General features: G+C 72.5%; 16 protein-coding genes and 1 pseudogene. 8 read left to right on the forward strand and 9 right to left on the reverse strand.

Annotated elements, in window-relative coordinates; all coding sequences use genetic code 11:
• Window positions 1-101: 101 nt before the first annotated feature.
• The 6 genes from ACF1DX_RS05940 to ACF1DX_RS05965 all read right to left on the reverse strand — a co-directional run bounded on the left by ACF1DX_RS05940 (window position 102) and on the right by ACF1DX_RS05965 (window position 7,009).
• Window positions 102-2,717, reverse strand: coding sequence for a SpoIIE family protein phosphatase (locus ACF1DX_RS05940; RefSeq protein WP_391790001.1), 2,616 nt, complete (start codon window positions 2,715-2,717; stop codon window positions 102-104).
• Window positions 2,718-2,982: 265 nt separating this feature from the next.
• Window positions 2,983-3,411, reverse strand: coding sequence for an ATP-binding protein (locus tag ACF1DX_RS05945; protein WP_391790002.1), 429 nt, complete (start codon window positions 3,409-3,411; stop codon window positions 2,983-2,985).
• 142 nt (window positions 3,412-3,553) lie between these two features.
• Window positions 3,554-3,967, reverse strand: a complete 414-nt coding sequence (locus ACF1DX_RS05950) for a (deoxy)nucleoside triphosphate pyrophosphohydrolase (RefSeq protein WP_391790003.1) — start codon at window positions 3,965-3,967, stop codon at window positions 3,554-3,556.
• A 49-nt stretch (window positions 3,968-4,016) separates the two neighbouring features.
• Window positions 4,017-4,205: an SPOR domain-containing protein gene (locus ACF1DX_RS05955; RefSeq protein WP_073932281.1), complete on the reverse strand. Its 189-nt coding sequence runs from the start codon at window positions 4,203-4,205 to the stop codon at window positions 4,017-4,019.
• A gap of 704 nt (window positions 4,206-4,909) precedes the next feature.
• Window positions 4,910-5,662, reverse strand: coding sequence for a GntR family transcriptional regulator (locus ACF1DX_RS05960; protein ID WP_391790004.1), 753 nt, complete (start codon window positions 5,660-5,662; stop codon window positions 4,910-4,912).
• Between the two features lie 147 nt (window positions 5,663-5,809).
• Window positions 5,810-7,009 (reverse strand): DUF4190 domain-containing protein, encoded by a 1,200-nt coding sequence (locus tag ACF1DX_RS05965; protein WP_391790005.1) that lies wholly within the window; start codon window positions 7,007-7,009, stop codon window positions 5,810-5,812.
• 67 nt (window positions 7,010-7,076) lie between these two features.
• On the opposite strand from ACF1DX_RS05965, the pseudogene ACF1DX_RS05970 reads away from it, so the two are divergent.
• The 4 genes and pseudogenes from ACF1DX_RS05970 to ACF1DX_RS05985 all read left to right on the forward strand — a co-directional run.
• A pseudogene (locus ACF1DX_RS05970) lies at window positions 7,077-7,361 on the forward strand (hypothetical protein); the annotation flags it as partial.
• Between the two features lie 59 nt (window positions 7,362-7,420).
• Window positions 7,421-8,692: a phosphatase PAP2 family protein gene (locus ACF1DX_RS05975; protein WP_391790458.1), complete on the forward strand. Its 1,272-nt coding sequence runs from the start codon at window positions 7,421-7,423 to the stop codon at window positions 8,690-8,692.
• A 576-nt stretch (window positions 8,693-9,268) separates the two neighbouring features.
• A complete protein-coding gene (locus ACF1DX_RS05980) occupies window positions 9,269-9,535 on the forward strand; it encodes a hypothetical protein (RefSeq protein WP_391790006.1) in 267 nt (88 codons plus the stop codon).
• On the forward strand, window positions 9,532-9,924 hold the full coding sequence (locus tag ACF1DX_RS05985) for a twitching motility protein PilT (RefSeq protein WP_391790007.1): 393 nt from the start codon (window positions 9,532-9,534) through the stop codon (window positions 9,922-9,924). Before ACF1DX_RS05980 ends, ACF1DX_RS05985 begins: the two co-directional genes overlap by 4 nt.
• Before the next feature lie 83 nt (window positions 9,925-10,007).
• Here the strand turns inward: ACF1DX_RS05985 and ychF are convergent, their stop codons facing one another.
• The gene (gene ychF, locus ACF1DX_RS05990; protein WP_391790008.1) at window positions 10,008-11,096 is read right to left on the reverse strand and encodes a redox-regulated ATPase YchF; all 1,089 of its coding nucleotides are present in this window, start codon (window positions 11,094-11,096) and stop codon (window positions 10,008-10,010) included.
• A gap of 182 nt (window positions 11,097-11,278) precedes the next feature.
• Between ychF and ACF1DX_RS05995 the strand changes: the two genes are divergently transcribed.
• Window positions 11,279-11,854 carry a DUF6542 domain-containing protein gene (locus ACF1DX_RS05995; RefSeq protein ID WP_391790009.1) on the forward strand — a complete coding sequence of 192 codons (576 nt, stop codon included), beginning with the start codon at window positions 11,279-11,281 and terminating at the stop codon, window positions 11,852-11,854.
• Window positions 11,855-11,860: 6 nt separating this feature from the next.
• Here ACF1DX_RS05995 and ppgK read toward each other — a convergent pair whose 3' ends face one another.
• Both ppgK and ACF1DX_RS06005 read right to left on the reverse strand, forming a co-directional pair.
• A complete protein-coding gene (gene ppgK / locus ACF1DX_RS06000; RefSeq protein WP_391790010.1) occupies window positions 11,861-12,607 on the reverse strand; it encodes a polyphosphate--glucose phosphotransferase in 747 nt (248 codons plus the stop codon).
• Window positions 12,608-12,678: 71 nt separating this feature from the next.
• Window positions 12,679-13,698, reverse strand: a complete 1,020-nt coding sequence (locus tag ACF1DX_RS06005; protein WP_391790011.1) for a 4-hydroxy-3-methylbut-2-enyl diphosphate reductase — start codon at window positions 13,696-13,698, stop codon at window positions 12,679-12,681.
• Window positions 13,699-13,763: 65 nt separating this feature from the next.
• Between ACF1DX_RS06005 and xseA the strand changes: the two genes are divergently transcribed.
• The 3 genes from xseA (at window position 13,764) to ACF1DX_RS06020 (ending at window position 15,989) form a co-directional block, all read left to right on the forward strand.
• Window positions 13,764-14,987 (forward strand): exodeoxyribonuclease VII large subunit, encoded by a 1,224-nt coding sequence (gene xseA, locus ACF1DX_RS06010; RefSeq protein WP_391790012.1) that lies wholly within the window; start codon window positions 13,764-13,766, stop codon window positions 14,985-14,987.
• On the forward strand, window positions 14,984-15,244 hold the full coding sequence (locus tag ACF1DX_RS06015) for an exodeoxyribonuclease VII small subunit (RefSeq protein WP_391790013.1): 261 nt from the start codon (window positions 14,984-14,986) through the stop codon (window positions 15,242-15,244). Before xseA ends, ACF1DX_RS06015 begins: the two co-directional genes overlap by 4 nt.
• Before the next feature lie 154 nt (window positions 15,245-15,398).
• Complete coding sequence (locus tag ACF1DX_RS06020) at window positions 15,399-15,989, forward strand: malonic semialdehyde reductase (RefSeq protein WP_085575369.1); 591 nt, start codon at window positions 15,399-15,401, stop codon at window positions 15,987-15,989.
• Window positions 15,990-16,121 lie beyond the last annotated feature (132 nt).

A 16,121-nucleotide genomic window follows, 5' to 3' on the forward strand; every position in this document is an offset into this window, starting at 1 on the left:
GCCGATGTTGCCGGTGAGGACGAGGGGAACGGGTGTTCCGGTTGCGATCATGTGGCGCCGGACGGTGTCCTCGGGCGTACCGGGGTGGTGCGCCCGGACCGTCAGAACAGGCTCAGCAGCGCCTCCGCCGGGTCGGTGAGGGCGGTGTCCGTTCCGGGGAGGGGGAGTTCGAACCAGACCGTCTTGCCGCGGGGGGTGCGGCGGGAGCCCCAGGCCGCGCTGAGCAGGCCGACGAGCTGGAGGCCCCGGCCGCCCTCGTCGGTGTCGCGGGCGCGGCGGCGGCGGGGCTGGACCAGGCCGGAGTCCCAGACCTCGCAGACCAGGGTGCGGTCGAGGAGGAGACGGAGTCTGATCTCCCCCTCGCCGTACCGCAGCGCGTTGGTGACCAACTCGCTGACCAGGAGCTCCGTGGTGTCGACCAGGGGTTCCATGTCCCAGGCGAGCAACTGCGCGCGGGCGTACTCGCGGGCGCGGCCCACGCTGCGGGGCTCGCGGGGCAGGGTCCAGTCGCCGACGGACTCGGCGGGCAGTCCCTGGACGCGGGCCATCAGCAGGGCGATGTCGTCCTCGCCGTGGTGGGTGTCGAGGGTGTTGAGGACGTGGTCGCAGACGTCCTCCAGGGGGGCGGAGGGGTCCGTCAGGGCGCGCACGAAGGCCTGGAGCCCTTCGTCGAGGGGGTGGTCGCGGCTTTCGACCAGTCCATCCGTGTAGAGCGCGAGAAGGGCGCCTTCGGGGAGTTCGACCTCGACCTCCTCGAAGGGCTCGCCGCCGACGCCGAGCGGTATTCCGGGCGGTACGTCCAGCATCAGCGCGGGCTCGCCCGGTTCGACCAGGACGGGCGGCAAGTGGCCCGCGTTGGCGAAGGTGCAGCGCCTGGTCACCGAGTCGTAGACGGCGTAGACGCAGGTCGCCAGGTAGACCTCGGAGAGGTCGGCCTCGCGGGGGCGGCGGGCGGCCCGGGTGGCCTGCTGGACGCCGCCCGGCGCGCCGAGGCCCCGGGCGATCTCGTCCAACTGGGAGAGCACCTCGGCGGGTTCCAGATCGAGCTGGGCCAGGGTCCGTACGGCGGTGCGCAGTTCGCCCATCGCGACGGCCGCGCGCAGACCGCGTCCCATGACGTCGCCGACGACCAGCGCGGTACGGTGGCCGGGCAGTTCGATGACGTCGAACCAGTCGCCGCCGACCTCGCTGGGCCGGCCGGTGGCCACGTTGCCGGGCAGGTAGCGGCAGGCGATGTCGAGGCCGGAGGCCTCGGGGTCGCCGGGCGGGAGCAGGGAGCGCTGCAGTATCAACGCGCGTTCGTGCTCGCGCCGGTAGAGGCGGGCGTTGTCGATGCAGACGGCGGCGCGCGCGGCCAGTTCCACCGCGAGTTCGCGGTCGCGGTCGCCGAACGGCTCGCTGCCCTTGGTGCGGGCGAACTGCGCGAGTCCCACGACCGTGTCGTGGGCGACCATCGGCACGGCGAGCGTGGACTGCACCAGGCCGCCGTCCCCGCCGGGGACGCTCTGCGGGCGGGCGGTGCGCAGGGCGTCCGCGCAGGGCGAGTTGAACGGGTAGTGGTGGACGGCGCCCAGCTTCACCGGCTCCCCGGTGACGCTGAACGGCGCGTCGGACACGGCGCTGGCGAAGGCGACGCGACGCACCTCCGCGCTGCCGTCGGCGAGGCCCGGCGGGGTCTCGTCACCGACCAGCAGGCCCTGGTACAGGTCGACGGTGGCCAGGTCGCAGAAGCCGGGGACGACGACGTCGAGGAGTTCGCGGGCGGTCGTCTCCAGGTCGAGGGAGTTGCCGATCCGGGCGCCCGCGTCGTTGAGGAGGGCGAGGTTGCGCCGTGCGGCGGCGGCCTCCCGGGCGGCGGCGCGGCGGGCGGTGATGTCGGTTCCGAGCCAGGCGACGCCGATGGGCCGGCCGCTGCCGCTGTGCACGCGGTAGAGGTTGACGGACCAGTGGCGGCGCTCGTCGGAGCCCGGCACGAAGCCCGTGACGTGCATGTCCGTGATGGAGTCGCCGGATTCCAGGACCCGGCGCAGGGTCGCGGCGACCCTTTCGGCCTCCCCGCGCGGCAGGTAGTCGTGCACGCCCTTGCCGCGGTGGTCGTCGGGGGTGCCGCCGAAGACGGACGCGAACCGCTGGTTGGCGCGGCGCACCCGCAGGTCGGGGTCGATCAGCAGGAAGCCGAACGGGGATTGGCCGAATATGGCCTGCGAGGCGGCGAGGTCGGTCTCGATGCGGCGCAGGGTGCGGACGTCGACGACGATGCAGACGGCGGCCTTCTCCCCCTCCTCGGTCCGCGTCGGCATGACGTAGACCTCGGCGAGGCCCTCCCGGTCGCGCTCGTCGGCCACCATGGTGGACGGCAGCCGGAAGGGCACCACTCCGGTCCACTCCCGGCCGTCGAGGATCTCGGCCATCTTGCGCTGGCCGCGCTCCCGCCGGACGGGCTCGATGAACGCCTCGATGGGGTCCGTGCCGACGACCCGCTCGGCGGGGATGCCGAAGATCTGCTCGGCGCGCAGGCTCCACTGGTCGACCAGCCCGTCCGGGCCGATGGAGAACGAGGCGACCTTGATGTAGTCGTAGATGGAGCCGGGCGGACTGCTCTGCCACATCGCGTCGGCGGACGGGGCATCGCCGAAGACGGGGCCGTCCGCGGCCCCGCTCCTCGCGCCACCCGACGAGTCCTCGGACTCCGTGGCCTTCGCTGGTATCTCGCTCACGCGAACCGTCCCCTCCAGCTCACCGCGTCCGGCACCGGTCACCGGGGGCGGCTGCCCGCAGTATCCAGCACTACGGCGCCGCACAACACGGTGTTCACGATCACAGCACGGTCCCGATGCTTTTCGGTCCGCGCCGTGAGAACACTTCCAGTCTTCTAACCAGCGGACACGTCGTCGAACCCCCTCTTCGACAACCTCCACGGCCCTCGGCCGGTCACTCGACGGAAGGGGCGGGCGCGTACACCGTGAACGGGCGTGCGATCCCTCATCTCGGCACCGCGAGTTCGAACCACACGGTCTTGCCGGCGGCACCCGGCCGGGTGCCCCAGCGGCGGGAGGCGGAGGCCAGGAGCTGAAGCCCGCGCCCGCCCTCGTCCTCGGGCCGGGCGGTGCGTTCGTGCGGGGGCTCGGGGAGGGGGTCGGAGACCTCCACCAGGAGGACGCCTTTGTGGCCCGTGGGGCGTGTCAGGCGTACGCCGATGGGGGCGGTGGCGTGCCGCAGGGCGTTGGTGACCAGTTCGCTGACGAGCAGGGTCGCGAGGTCGCCGACGCTGTCGAGGTCCCAGAGGCGCAGTTGGTCACGGACGGCACGGCGGGCGGCGCGCACGGTTCCCGGGTCCGCGGAGAAGGTCCACGCGGCGTGGTCGCCGTCGGTGTCGAGCACGCGGATCACTTCCCCGGCAAGGGAGTCCACCCATGTCCGGTTTCATGGGGTTAATGGGCACATACCCGATATCCCGGACGGCGTACCGCGTTCGACGGCGCATCGTGGCACGAGCGGCGCGGAAAGGCGCCCACACACCGTCACTCCTGCCCCCGCGCGCCGGACTCGCACGTCACACGCCCTCCCGGAGGCCGAGGTGGGCGAGGGTGCCGCGGACGGCGGGCACGTCGTGGTCGAGCCAGTCGACGTCCCAGATCCGGTCGGGGGTGAGCCAGCGCAGCTCGTCGTGGTCCTCCAGGGGCCGGGGCGCGGCGGATCCGGGGCGCAGCCGCGCGGTCCACACCCGCATCACGTACGGCGTCCGCAGCGGCCACTCCCCCGGGACGCGCTCCACGGCCTCGGCGTCGATCCCGAGTTCCTCGCGCAACTCCCGTACGACGGCCGCCTCGGGGGTCTCGCCCGGTTCGACCTTGCCGCCGGGCAGCTCCCAGCGCCCGGCCAGTTCGGCGGGTGCGCTCCGGCGGGCGGCGAGCAGCCGCCCCTCGTGCCACAGGGCCGCACCGGCCACCACGATCCGCTCGTTCATGCGCCGGAGCCTACGGGAGGTGCGGGCAGGGGCCCGCCGGCCGTCCGGGTCAGTCGGCGGACGTTCCGTTCTGGCTGATCCGCTCGACCCAGTAGAGCTGCTTGTGTCCGCGCCCGTCGAGGCTGTCCGCGATCCGCTCGGCCTCGGCGCGGGTCGCGTACCTGCCCACCCGGTAGCGATTGCCGTTGTCGTCCTGACGTACGACGAGCCAGGGAAGAGTCACCGTGCCGTCGTTCATCGCTCCCCTCCACTTCCCGTCCGCGACCGGTGCCGCGCCCCGCCCGATAAGGAAACCCCAGTCCGCATATGCCCGAGCCTACGCCTTACCTTCACTGAGCGAATACGCCTTTTCACAAAGAGGCACGCAACCAGCCAGAACGCAGGGGGCGCACGGTGGCGGACGCGCCGTGCGGGAAGGCTGACACGTCCGGTCAGCGGCACGCCGCCCGGCACGCCGTGCTCCGGGGGCGACCTGGGAGAACGGCCAGATTGCTACGGCACGGGGGCGACGGCGCCACGGGCGGAGCGCCGGAGCGGAGCCGGACCGGGGGCGCGGAAGGGCGCGTGAAGGCGCGCGAGGATCACCCGGCGGGGGTCCCGGCGGGAGCGCGGAGGGCCGGGGACCAGGTCCCCGGGGGGTGAGGAGTCCCGCCGGAAGCGCGGAGAACCGACGGCCGGGAACCGCCCCTCGGGGAGCCCTCCGGGGGGCGCGGAAGGCCGGGGCCGGGCTCACGAGGGGCTTTCCCAAAGGGGCGCAAGGGACCTCATCAGGAGCGCAAAGGCCCGCCGACCGGGAAACCCCGCAGGGAACCCGCCGGAAGTGCGGAAGGCCGGAACCCGGATGGCGGCAGGTCGTCTTCCCCGGGGTGCGGGGTCTCCGCGGGGGTGCCGGGGGCCGGGCGCGGCGGTTCGCCCGGCAGGCGGGGCCGTCCCGTGGGGCCGCTACTTCACCGGGAGGTGGTAGGCGGCCCGGTAGCGGTCGGCGGGGATGATCACGTCGGCGGTCTCGACCGGCCGGCCCGAGGCGAAGTAGGTGCGCTCGATGACCAGGACCACGTGCCCGGGGACGCCGCCCAGCAGCACCAGCTCCTCGGCGAGGCCGGGGCGTGCGCCGACCTCCTCGGTGACGTTGTCCACGATGACGTCGATGGCGCGCATGCGCTCGACGACGCCCATGCCGCCGAGCGGCCCCTCCTCGGGCAGCATCACGGGGGTCCGGCCGGTGAGGGCGAGCGGCTCCCAGGAGGTGGAGAGCATCATCGGCTCACCGGCCTCCCGGAAGAGGTACTTGGTGCGCATCACACGGTCGCCGGGCTCGATGCCGAGCCGCCCGGCGACGGCGTCGGGGGCCGCGGCCTGCTCGCTGCTGGACTCCCAGGTGCCCCGGACACCCGCGTCGGCCTGCTCCTGGCGGAACGGCGTGGCCCCCCGCTCCGGACGGAACCCGGAGCGGGCGACCCGCCGGGGCACCGGACGCTCGCGCACATACGTCCCCGAACCGGAGCGGCCCTCGACGAGCCCCTCCGCCATGAGGACCTTGCGCGCCTCCAGCGCGACCGTGTCCGAGACGCCGTACTCCTCGCGGATCCTCGCCTGGGAGGGGAGCCGCGTGTGCGGCGGCAGCCGGCCGTCGACGATCTTCTTACGGAGATCACCCGCGACGCGCAGGTACGCCGGCTGCTCACCGAATGTCACGGGCCGCTCCCATCAGGTTGTACAGACAGCAACAGCGTGACAACCGTAGGTTGTTTCAGGCAAGCGAAGGCCAAAGAATCACTCGATGTGATGACATCTGCCGGGGGAGGGCTTTACGCAGGCACTTTCTCCCCGCTATGGCGGCTCTCACACCTTCATTCCACCGTCACCGGTGTCGCGTTCGGCCTCCTCGTCGTACTCGGGCGGCGTGGAGGCCAGCCCCAGGGCATGGCGCGCGGTGACCGAGACGCGGGGGTCGGTCACCTCCCAGCCCGCGTCGGCGTGCTCGATGTACGTGTCCGCGTCGTCGGCCCCGGCGGCCTTCGCCCACGCCCCTTCCGCCTCCTCCAGGCCGGCGGCGAGGTCCCCCACCGCCTGCCCGGCACCGGCGGGCCACTCGTGCGCTCGCAGCATCCGGGCCTCCTCGGCGAGCGCGTCCGCGACCTTCGCCGCCCACGCGGTGTGTCCCGGCAGGTCGTCCTCGGGGTACTCCGACCCGGGGGACGCGTCGAGCGCCGCGTCGAGGACCTCCTCGGCCGCCAGATAGGCCAGTTGGTGCGCGTCGAGGGTGGTCCCGTCCCGGCGCAGCGACCCGGTGAGGGTCTTCCGCGGGTCCTGGTCGCCGAAGACGCAGGTGATCTCGCGGTCGCCGAAGCGCCAGCTCTCCCGGGACGGGACGAGGTAGTACACGCCCACGGTGGCGGGCAGCGCCCAGCCGTCCATGACGTAGGCGTCCCGGAGGTCGTGGCACCGCTCGCCGGCGGTGCCGGTGAGGCTGTCGTCGCCCGGATAGCGGTCGCCGGGGAGGCGGACGACGGCGAAGACCTCACCGTCGTGCTCCCGCGCGCAGGGCACCCGGCCGGCGTCGGCGGACCAGCCCTCCAGCCCGCCGGGCGAGTCGAAGCACTCGCCCTTGGCCAGGGTGAGGACGCTGTCGCCGCGCGTCCCGTCCTTGAGGCCCTCCCAGACGTCGCTCAGGACACCGGAGGCGAGGGCCGCCGTCCACAGCGCGAGCCCGAGCGACGACAGCGCGGTCCCGGCGATCGCCATCCCCCGCCCCCGCTCCCCCCGCCGCCTGATCTGCCGCAGCGCGACCAGCCCCAGCACCAGCCCGGCGGCCGGCACCAGGCACAGCAGGCCGAACACCAGGGCGGCGACGGCGACGCCGTTGACGACGGCCGGCGGCCGGGGACCGTACGGCCCGTAGAGCCCGTACGGCGCGGGACCGGGCCCGCCGCCGTAGGGGAACCGCGGCGGCGGATACGGGGCCTGGCCCTGGGGAACGGGGTGCCGGCCCTGGGGGCCCTGAGGTTCCTGCGGGGGCCCGTGCGGCGGAGGTATGGACACGAGCCGCATCGTAGGCGCGGGGTGACGGCCCTCGCCCCCGGGGCACCTTCGCCGGCTTCGGCGGCGGGGTCCGGGTGCCGGCCGGGTGACCGCGGGCAACGCCCCTCTGATCACCCTCGGCGGCGTCACGACCCGCCCGGTCCGCGGTCTCTCCCCGAGCCGGTACGTCCTGGCCTGGCGGGTGGAGGACGGCTCCCGTCCCCTGGTCCGGGGGTACGCGCAGGCGTGCCGCCGGGCGACGGGGCGGCCGTGGTCCGTGCGGGAGCGGCCCTGGCTCACCTCGGGCGCACAGGGTGCCGTTAGCATGTGCGGACCCATGGCGCCCCGCCGATCACCCGATCTTCATATATAGACCAGGCAGTGAAAACAGAACCCAGCCGCGCACCGGCGCGCATACGTCAGCCGCAGGCGATGCTGTGGGCGGCCGCGGGTGTCGCGACCCTCGGATTCCTCATAGCCCTGGAATTCACCGCGCACCGCTACGGCCTGCCGGGGCCGGTCACCCACCACGCACGTGAGGTGGTCCTCGCCCCCGACTCGGGACCGCTGCTGTACGCCGGTCTCGCGCTGGCGATGGTGGTGCTCACCTGGCGGCAGCGGCTCGTCGCGGCGGGCACGGCGATCGGCGTCGACGTCGTCTTCTTCCTGGTGCGGTGGGCGGCCGGCGCCGAGATGAACTTCGGCAACGGCGCGCTGTGGGTGGTCCTGGGCATCGCGGCCGTCGCCGTCACCCGCCGTACCGGGCCGGAGCGCCTCCTGCTGCTGAAGGGCTCCGGTCTGGGCCTGCTCCTGGTGGCCGGCCACAAGACGGGCGACACCTGGCTGCTCATCACCTCGAAGACCCGCCCGACGGTGCTCGACCCGTACGTCGCGCTCGCCGACCGCGCGCTGGGCGACCCGTCGTGGCTGGCCGGCCGGATCGTCGAGACCACCGATCCGGTCGGCCCCTTCCTCCTCCACGTGGTCTACGGCCAGCTCCCGCTGGCGGCGGCGCTCGTCGGGCTGTACCAGCTGCGCCGCGTGGCGGTGGAGCGCCGCTTCCCTGCCCACCACCTGGTGCGCACGTTCCTGGTCATCGGCCTGCTCGGACCGGCCGTCTACATGATCTTCCCGGTCGTCGGGCCGGTCTACGCCTACGGCGCCGACGGCGGACCGTGGGCGGTGGGCCACCTGTGGCCGGACACGCTGCCGTCCATCGGCACCCCGCACCCGCTCCCGTTCGACGGGATCACCCCGCGCAACTGCATGCCCAGCCTGCACACCGCGTGGGCCGTCACCCTCTTCGTCCACACCCGCGAGGGCTCGCGGGCGATGCGGTACGCGGGCACGTTCTGGCTGGTCGCCACCCTCTCGGCGACGCTGGGCTTCGGCTACCACTACGGCGTGGACCTCGTCGCCGGTGTGGTGTTCGCGCTCACCGTCGAGGCGGCGATGCGCTCGCTCGCACGCGGCTGGGACCGGCCGGCCACCTGGCTGGTCGTCCACGGCACGACGGTCTTCACCGTGCTGCTGGTGTCGTACCGGTGGCTGCCGGCGCGGATGGCCGAGTACCCGTGGGCGTTCGGTCCCCTTCTCGTCCTGGCGATGACCTCGGTGATCCACGGCTACGCGCGCACCACCGCGCTGTGGGAGACGACGACCGTCCCGGAGCCGCGGCGGGAACCGCGGCCGGAACCCGTCTGAGCGGCGTGACGCCGCTCGCCTGCCGGCTGTGGCCGCACGCACGGCCCCGGACTACGTGCCGCACGTACCGGATGACGATCACCTGCCGTACGAACTTCTGTTTCCGAGCGGCCCCGCATAGCGAAGCCAGCGCTTGACGTCAGTACCGGGCGACGACCTGCCGCAGGTCCGTGCCCAGGAGATCCTCCAACGCCTGGCTGGTGGTAGTGACAGCTCACATTCCAGGTCTGTGGTGACGAGGCTGTACCTGGCGAAACCCGCAGTCTCGACGTAGTCGAGGGCGTTCAAGTCCGTCTGGGCAGAGCAACAGGGCATCGTCACGGCAAGCGCGTCGAAATAGCCGTCCGGAAGGGCTGCCGTGTCCATCGCGTCGCCCCACGCGTCCCGCCCCTCTCTCGCAGTCCCCGCATCCTCCCACCATCCCCGCCGGCAGTGGTGCGCCGCCCAGTACGGCCTTGGAGCGCTGACGGAATGGCGAGCTCCACGACACGGCGGCTCCCCGGCCGGGCCCACGAGGGCAACCCCCACCGCCCGAAACCCGCCCCCGCCTCCGCCATATCACGCTATGGTGTTGGTATGGCTACCAAGAAGGTGACGATCACTCTCGACGAATCCCTGGTGGACGCCCTGGCCGGCGCAGCCGAGGAGGAAGGCATCCCACTCTCCCGGCTCGTCGCCGGAGCAGCCGAACGAGAGTTGCGGCTGCGGGCCGGGCGGGCCGTGATCCAGGAGTGGCAGGCGGAGCACGGCGCCTTCACGCCGGAGGAGCTCGCCAACGCCCGCGCCGAGATGGCCGACGCCGACGCCGAGTACCTCAGCGGCACGGGGGCATCGGCCGCGTGAACATCCCCTACCTGTACGACGCCGGTGCGCTGATCGCCATCGACAACGACGACCGGCGCATGTGGGCTCGCCACAGCCTGGCTCTCGAAGACGGCAGGGACATCCACGTGCCCTCCGTGGTCGTCAGCCAGGCATGGCGGGACTCCCGCCGACAGGTCAGGCTCGGCAAGTTCCTCGCCGGGTGCCATGTCGTACCCGTGGGTCTCGAAACCGCCAAGGCCGCGGGCATTCTCTGCGGCAAGGCCGGCACCGCAGACATCGTCGACGCCACCGTCGTCGTCATGGCTGCCGGTCTCGGGGCGATCATCTGGACCTCCGACCCGTACGACATCCACGCCCTCGTCGACGCCCAGGACGTCAAGCCCGCTCCCGTCATCCGCACCGTCTGACCTCCGAAGGTCTGCGGACTCCTGCGGACAGCAAGCCGGCCTGACCGGCGTTCTCGCAGGTCAGGCCGTCTATGGCGATACGGTCACACGTTGAAGCGGAACTCCACCACGTCCCCGTCCTGCATCACGTACTCCTTGCCCTCCATGCGGGCCTTGCCCTTGGCGCGGGCCTCCGCCACCGAGCCGGTCTCCACCAGGTCGGCGAAGGAGATGACCTCCGCCTTGATGAAGCCCTTCTGGAAGTCGGTGTGGATGACACCGGCGGCCTCGGGGGCGGTGGCGCCCTTCTTGATGGTCCAGGCGCGGGATTCCTTCGGGCCGGCCGTCAGGTAGGTCTGCAGGCCGAGGGTGCGGAAGCCGACGTGGGCGAGGGTGGCGAGGCCGGGCTCCTCCTGGCCGACGGACTGGAGGAGTTCGAGGGCCTCGTCCTCGTCCAGCTCGGCGAGGTCCGCCTCCAGCTTGGCGTTGAGGAAGATCGCCTCGGCGGGGGCGACCAGGGCGCGCTGCTCGTTCTTGAAGTCCTCGTCGGTCAGCTCGTCCTCGTCGACGTTGAAGACGTAGAGGAACGGCTTCGTGGTGAGGAGGTGCAGGTCGTGGAGGAGTTCCGCGCGCTCGGTGCCCTGGACGACGCCCTGGGAGAAGAGGGTGTCGCCCTTCTCCAGGATCTCCTTGGCCTCCTCGACCGCCTTGACCTTCGGCGCGACGTCCTTCTTGATCCGCGACTCCTTCTGGAGGCGGGGAAGGACCTTCTCGATGGTCTGGAGGTCGGCGAGGATCAGCTCGGTGTTGATCGTCTCGATGTCGTCCTTCGGCGAGACCTTGCCGTCGACGTGCACGACGTTCTCGTCCTTGAAGGCGCGGATGACCTGGCAGATCGCGTCGGACTCGCGGATGTTCGCGAGGAACTTGTTGCCGAGGCCCTCGCCCTCCGACGCGCCGCGCACGATGCCGGCGATGTCGACGAAGTCGACCGTGGCCGGGAGGATCCGCTGGGAGCCGAAGATCTCGGCCAGCTTGGTCAGCCGGGGGTCGGGGACACCGACGACGCCGACGTTCGGCTCGATCGTGGCGAACGGGTAGTTGGCCGCCAGCACGTCGTTCTTGGTCAGGGCGTTGAACAGGGTCGACTTGCCGACATTCGGCAGACCGACGATTCCGATCGTGAGCGACACGTTGCGACTTCCCGTACGTGAGGATGGGGGACGAGGACCGGCCGACGGGGCTGTGTGGGCCGATCCACCAGTCTACGGCGTGCCCGCCCGCGACCCGGCGATCCGTCGAACGTGCGGCCGGACCGCGATCCCCGGCGTGTCTGACGGGCTGTTCGGCACATAAAACGACCTACGTTGGTGCAGTGGAGCAACACAGGACGCGACCCGCGCGGTACGGACCGCGACGTGACAGGCCGGCCGAGCCGCCGCTGCCTCCCCGGGCGGGGCGGGCGGCGGGAGGAGGGGGCGCACGGCCCGTCCGGCCCGCCCGGGTGCCGGAGGGCCGGCCCGCTCCCCCGCCCGCGGTCCGGCGGCTGCCCAACCCACGGCTCACCGGGCTGGGCCTGAGCCTGTTCTGCGGGCTGGTGACGCTCGTCCTCGGCCTGCTGACCGACGTCCTGTTCGGGTCGTCGGGGACCGTGTACGGCGTGCTCTTCCTGCCGGTGTGCGTGCTGACCGCGCTGTGGGTGCGCGAGGGGGACCTGCTCGTCGCGCCCGTCGTGGTGCCGATCGCCTTCGCCGTGGGGCTGGTCCCGCTCGCCGACGAGGGCGGCGGCGGTACCGGCGACCGGCTGATGGGCATGGTGACGGGCCTCGCCACCCAGGCCGGGTGGCTCTACGGCGGGACGCTGGTCACGAGCCTGATCGTGCTCGGCCGCAGGATGCGCCGGGTGCGCGGGATCAACCGGCGCGCCGCGCGGAACCGTCCCCGCCCCTGACGTCCCTCAGCCGCCCGTCGCCGCGCGCATCGCCGCGCCCACGATGCCCGCGTTGTTCTGGAGCTGGGCCGGGACGATCTCCGCCTTGATGCCCTGGACGTGGTCCAGGAACTTGTGGGACTTGCGGCTGACGCCGCCGCCGATGATGAACAGCTCGGGCGAGAACAGCATCTCCACGTGGGCCAGGTACTTCTGCACCCGGTGCGCCCAGTCCTCCCACGACAGGTCCTCGTCCTCCCTGGCCTTGCTGGAGGCCCGCTTCTCCGCGTCGTGGCCGTGCAGCTCCAGGTGGCCCAGCTCGGTGTTGGGGACGAGGACGCCGTCCACGAACAGGGCGCTGCCGATGCCGGTGCCGAAGGTCAGCATGATCACCGTGCCCCGGCGGTGGCGTCCGGCGCCGAAGTGCATCTCGGCGACGCCGGCCGCGTCCGCGTCGTTGACCACCGTCACCGGCAGGCCGCCCAGGCGGTCGCCGAGCAGCACGCGCGCGTCGGTGTCGATCCAGTTCTTGTCGACGTTGGCCGCCGTACGGATCGTGGTGCCGCCGGTGACGACACCCGGGAAGGTGACCCCGACCGGTCCGGTCCAGCCGAAGTGGTCGACGACCTGCTTCACGCCGTCGGCCACCGCGTCGGGTGTGGCCGGGTGCGGGGTGAGGACCTTGTGGCGCTCCTGCGCCAGGTCCCCCATGTCCAGGTCGACCGGGGCACCCTTGATCCCGGAACCGCCGATGTCCACGCCGAAGATCTGCATGGCCCTACGTTACGACGTACGACGGACGGTCACACGAGGCAGCCCGCGTGACCGTCACACCCGCTCCGCCGTCACCGCGCGGAATCCGCCCCGGAGCCGCCGCGCTCGGCCACCAGGGCCGCCGCCTCCTCGCGCAGGTCGCGGCGGAGCTCCTTGGGCAGGGAGAAGACGATGGACTCCTCGGCGGCCTTGACGATCTCGACGTCCTCGAAGCCGCGCCCCGACAGGAATTCCAGCACCTGCTCGACGAGGATCTCCGGCACCGAGGCGCCCGAGGTGACGCCGACCGTGGTGACGCCCTCCAGCCAGGCCTCGTCGATCTCGTCGGCGAAGTCCACCAGGTACGCCGCGCGGGCGCCGGCCAGCTTGGCGACCTCCACCAGCCGCTTGGAGTTGGAGGAGTTGCGCGAGCCGACCACGATCACCAGGTCCGCCTCGGCGCCCATCTGCTTGACCGCGAGCTGACGGTTCTGCGTGGCGTAGCAGATGTCGTCGCTGGGCGGGGAGATGAGCTGGGGGAACTTCTCCTTCAGCGCGTCGACGGTCTCCATGGTCTCGTCGACGCTCAGCGTGGTCTGGGAGAGCCAGACGACCTTGGAGGGGTCGCGGACCTCGACCTTCGCGACGTCGCCCGGCCCGTCGACGAGCTGGATGTGGTCGGGGGCCTCGCCGGAGGTGCCGATGACCTCCTCGTGGCCCTCGTGGCCGATCAGGAGGATGTCGTAGTCGTCGTTCGCGAAGCGGACGGCTTCCTTGTGGACCTTGGTGACCAGCGGGCAGGTGGCGTCGATGGTGGCGAGCCGGCCGCGCTCGGCCTCCTCGTGGACGACGGGGGCGACGCCGTGCGCGGAGAACATGACGATGTTGCCCGGCGGGACCTCCTCCGTCCGTTCGACGAAGATCGCGCCCTTCTTCTCCAGGGTCTGCACGACGTACTTGTTGTGCACGATCTCGTGCCGGACGTAGACGGGGGCCCCGTACTGCTCCAGGGCCTTCTCGACGGCGATCACGGCGCGGTCCACTCCCGCGCAGTAGCCACGGGGGGCGGCGAGCAGGACACGGCGGCCAGGCGAAGCGGTCATGCGTCCCATCGTAAGGCCGCGTACGGGGGCCCGGTCACGGTGCGTTGTCGGTGGGGCGCACTACTCTCGCGGACATGGCTCTCAACACGTCTGCGGAAGCGCCGCTGCCCGTCGGTGAGGTGTCGCGGCTGATCGGGGGGTGGATCGACCGGCTCGGTGCGGTGTGGGTCGAGGGGCAGATCACCCAGCTGTCGCGGCGGCCGGGCGCCGGGGTGGTGTTCCTGACGCTGCGCGACCCGTCGTACGACGTCTCGGTGGGCGTGACCTGCTACCGGCAGGTGTTCGACGCCGTCGCGGACGTGGTGAGCGAGGGCGCGCGGGTGGTGGTGCACTGCAAGCCGGAGTGGTACGCGCCGCGCGGGCAGCTCTCGCTCCGGGCCGCCGAGATCAAGCCGGTGGGGGTGGGCGAGCTGCTGGCGCGGCTCGAGCAGCTGAAGAAGTCGCTCGCGCGGGAGGGGCTGTTCGCGCCGGAGCGGAAGAAGCCGCTGCCGTTCCTGCCGCGGCTGATCGGGCTGGTGTGCGGGCGCGCCTCGGCGGCCGAGCGGGACGTGCTGGAGAACGCGCGGCTGCGGTGGCCCGCCGTCCGTTTCGAGGTGCGCAACGTGCCCGTGCAGGGGGTGCACGCGGTGCCGCAGGTCGTCCAGGCCGTGAAGGAGCTGGACGCGGTCGACGACGTGGACGTGATCATCGTGGCGCGGGGCGGCGGCAGCGTGGAGGACCTGCTGCCGTTCTCCGACGAGCAGCTGGTGCGGACGGTGGCGGCGTGCCGTACGCCGGTCGTCTCCGCGATCGGGCACGAGCCGGACAACCCGCTGCTCGACCACGTGGCCGACCTGCGCGCCTCCACGCCGACCGACGCCGCCAAGAAGGTGGTGCCGGACGTGGGCGAGGAGCACGAGCGGGTACGGATGCTGCGCGACCGCGCGCGGCGCTCGGTCCTGGCGCTGCTGGACCGGGAGGAGCGCGGGCTGGCGCACGCGCTGGCCCGCCCCTCGCTCCAGGATCCGCACCGGATGGTCGAGGCGCGCGCGGAGGAGGTCACGGCGCTGCTGGAGCGCAGCCGGCGCGGTCTGCGGCATCGGCTGGACCGGGCCGACTCCGAGCTGACGCACACGCACGCGCGCGTGGTGGCCCTGTCCCCCGCCGCGACGCTGAAGCGCGGGTACGCCGTGCTCCAGCGGGCGGACGGGCACGCGGTGCGGGATCCGGCCGGGGTGGAGGCCGGTGAGACCTTGCGGGCGCGGGTGTCCGAGGGCGAGTTCACGGTTCGAGTCGATACACAGAGGGTGGACGGATGACCGGCAGGACGGAGCAGACGGCGGCGGCCGAGGCGCTCGGGTACGAGCAGGCGCGGGACGAGCTGATCGAGGTCGTACGACGGCTGGAGGCGGGCGGTACGACGCTGGAGGAGTCCCTCGCGCTCTGGGAGCGGGGCGAGGAGCTGGCCGGGGTGTGCCGGCGCCGGCTGGAGGGGGCGCGGGCCCGGCTGGACGCGGCGCTCGCGGAGGAGGAGCGGAAGGAGGAGGGCGGGGCGGAGGGCTCCGGGGAGGCCTGAGCTGTGAAGTGGACCACTGGGCTCCGGATTTAGTTGAGCGTTGAACTTCATAGGCGTACCGTCGGACCCGTCCACCGGTCCGTGGCTCCTGCACGGACATCCGTGGTCCCCCCACGGACAGACGGGCCGACGTACCCCCCGAGAAGGTTCACGCATGTCACTCGCCCTTGACCCCGCCGCCCAGGACCTGCTGTTCCGCGAGGCGCGCACCGCCAACACGTTCACCGACGAGCCGGTGACCGACGAGCAGGTGCGGGCGATCTACGACCTGGTCAAGTACGGCCCCACCGCCTTCAACCAGAGCCCCCTGCGCGTCACCCTGGTCCGCTCCCCCGAGGCCCGCGAGCGCCTGGTCGCGCACATGGCCGAGGGCAACCGGCCCAAGACGGCCTCCGCCCCGCTGGTCGCGATCCTCTCCGCGGACAACGAGTTCCACGAGGAACTGCCGCAGCTCCTCCCGCACTTCCCGCAGGCCAAGGACGCCTTCTTCAGCGAGCGCCCGGTGCGCGAGGGTGCCGCCGCGGTGAACGCCGCCCTCCAGGCCGCCTACTTCATCGTCGGCGTGCGCGCCGCGGGCCTGGCCGCCGGCCCGATGACCGGCTTCGACTTCGAGGGCGTCCGCAAGGAGTTCCTCGACGACGACCACACCCCGCTGATGATCGTCAACATCGGCCGCCCCGGGCCGGACGCGTGGTTCCCGCGCTCCCCGCGCCTGGAGTACGAGCAGGTCGTCACCACCGTCTGAGCACCAGCACGGCGCACAGGGGGCGGGGCCCCCCCCCCCGTGGCGCGACGGGGGGGGGCCCCCGCGCGGCGGGCCCCCCCCCGCGCGCCCCCAGCGCCCCGGCCCCCCCACACAGGCCAGCCCGCGGCCCGA

Origin of the sequence: Streptomyces sp. NPDC014676 (genome assembly GCF_043084105.1) — a bacterium.
Taxonomy (GTDB): Bacteria; Actinomycetota; Actinomycetes; order Streptomycetales; family Streptomycetaceae; genus Streptomyces.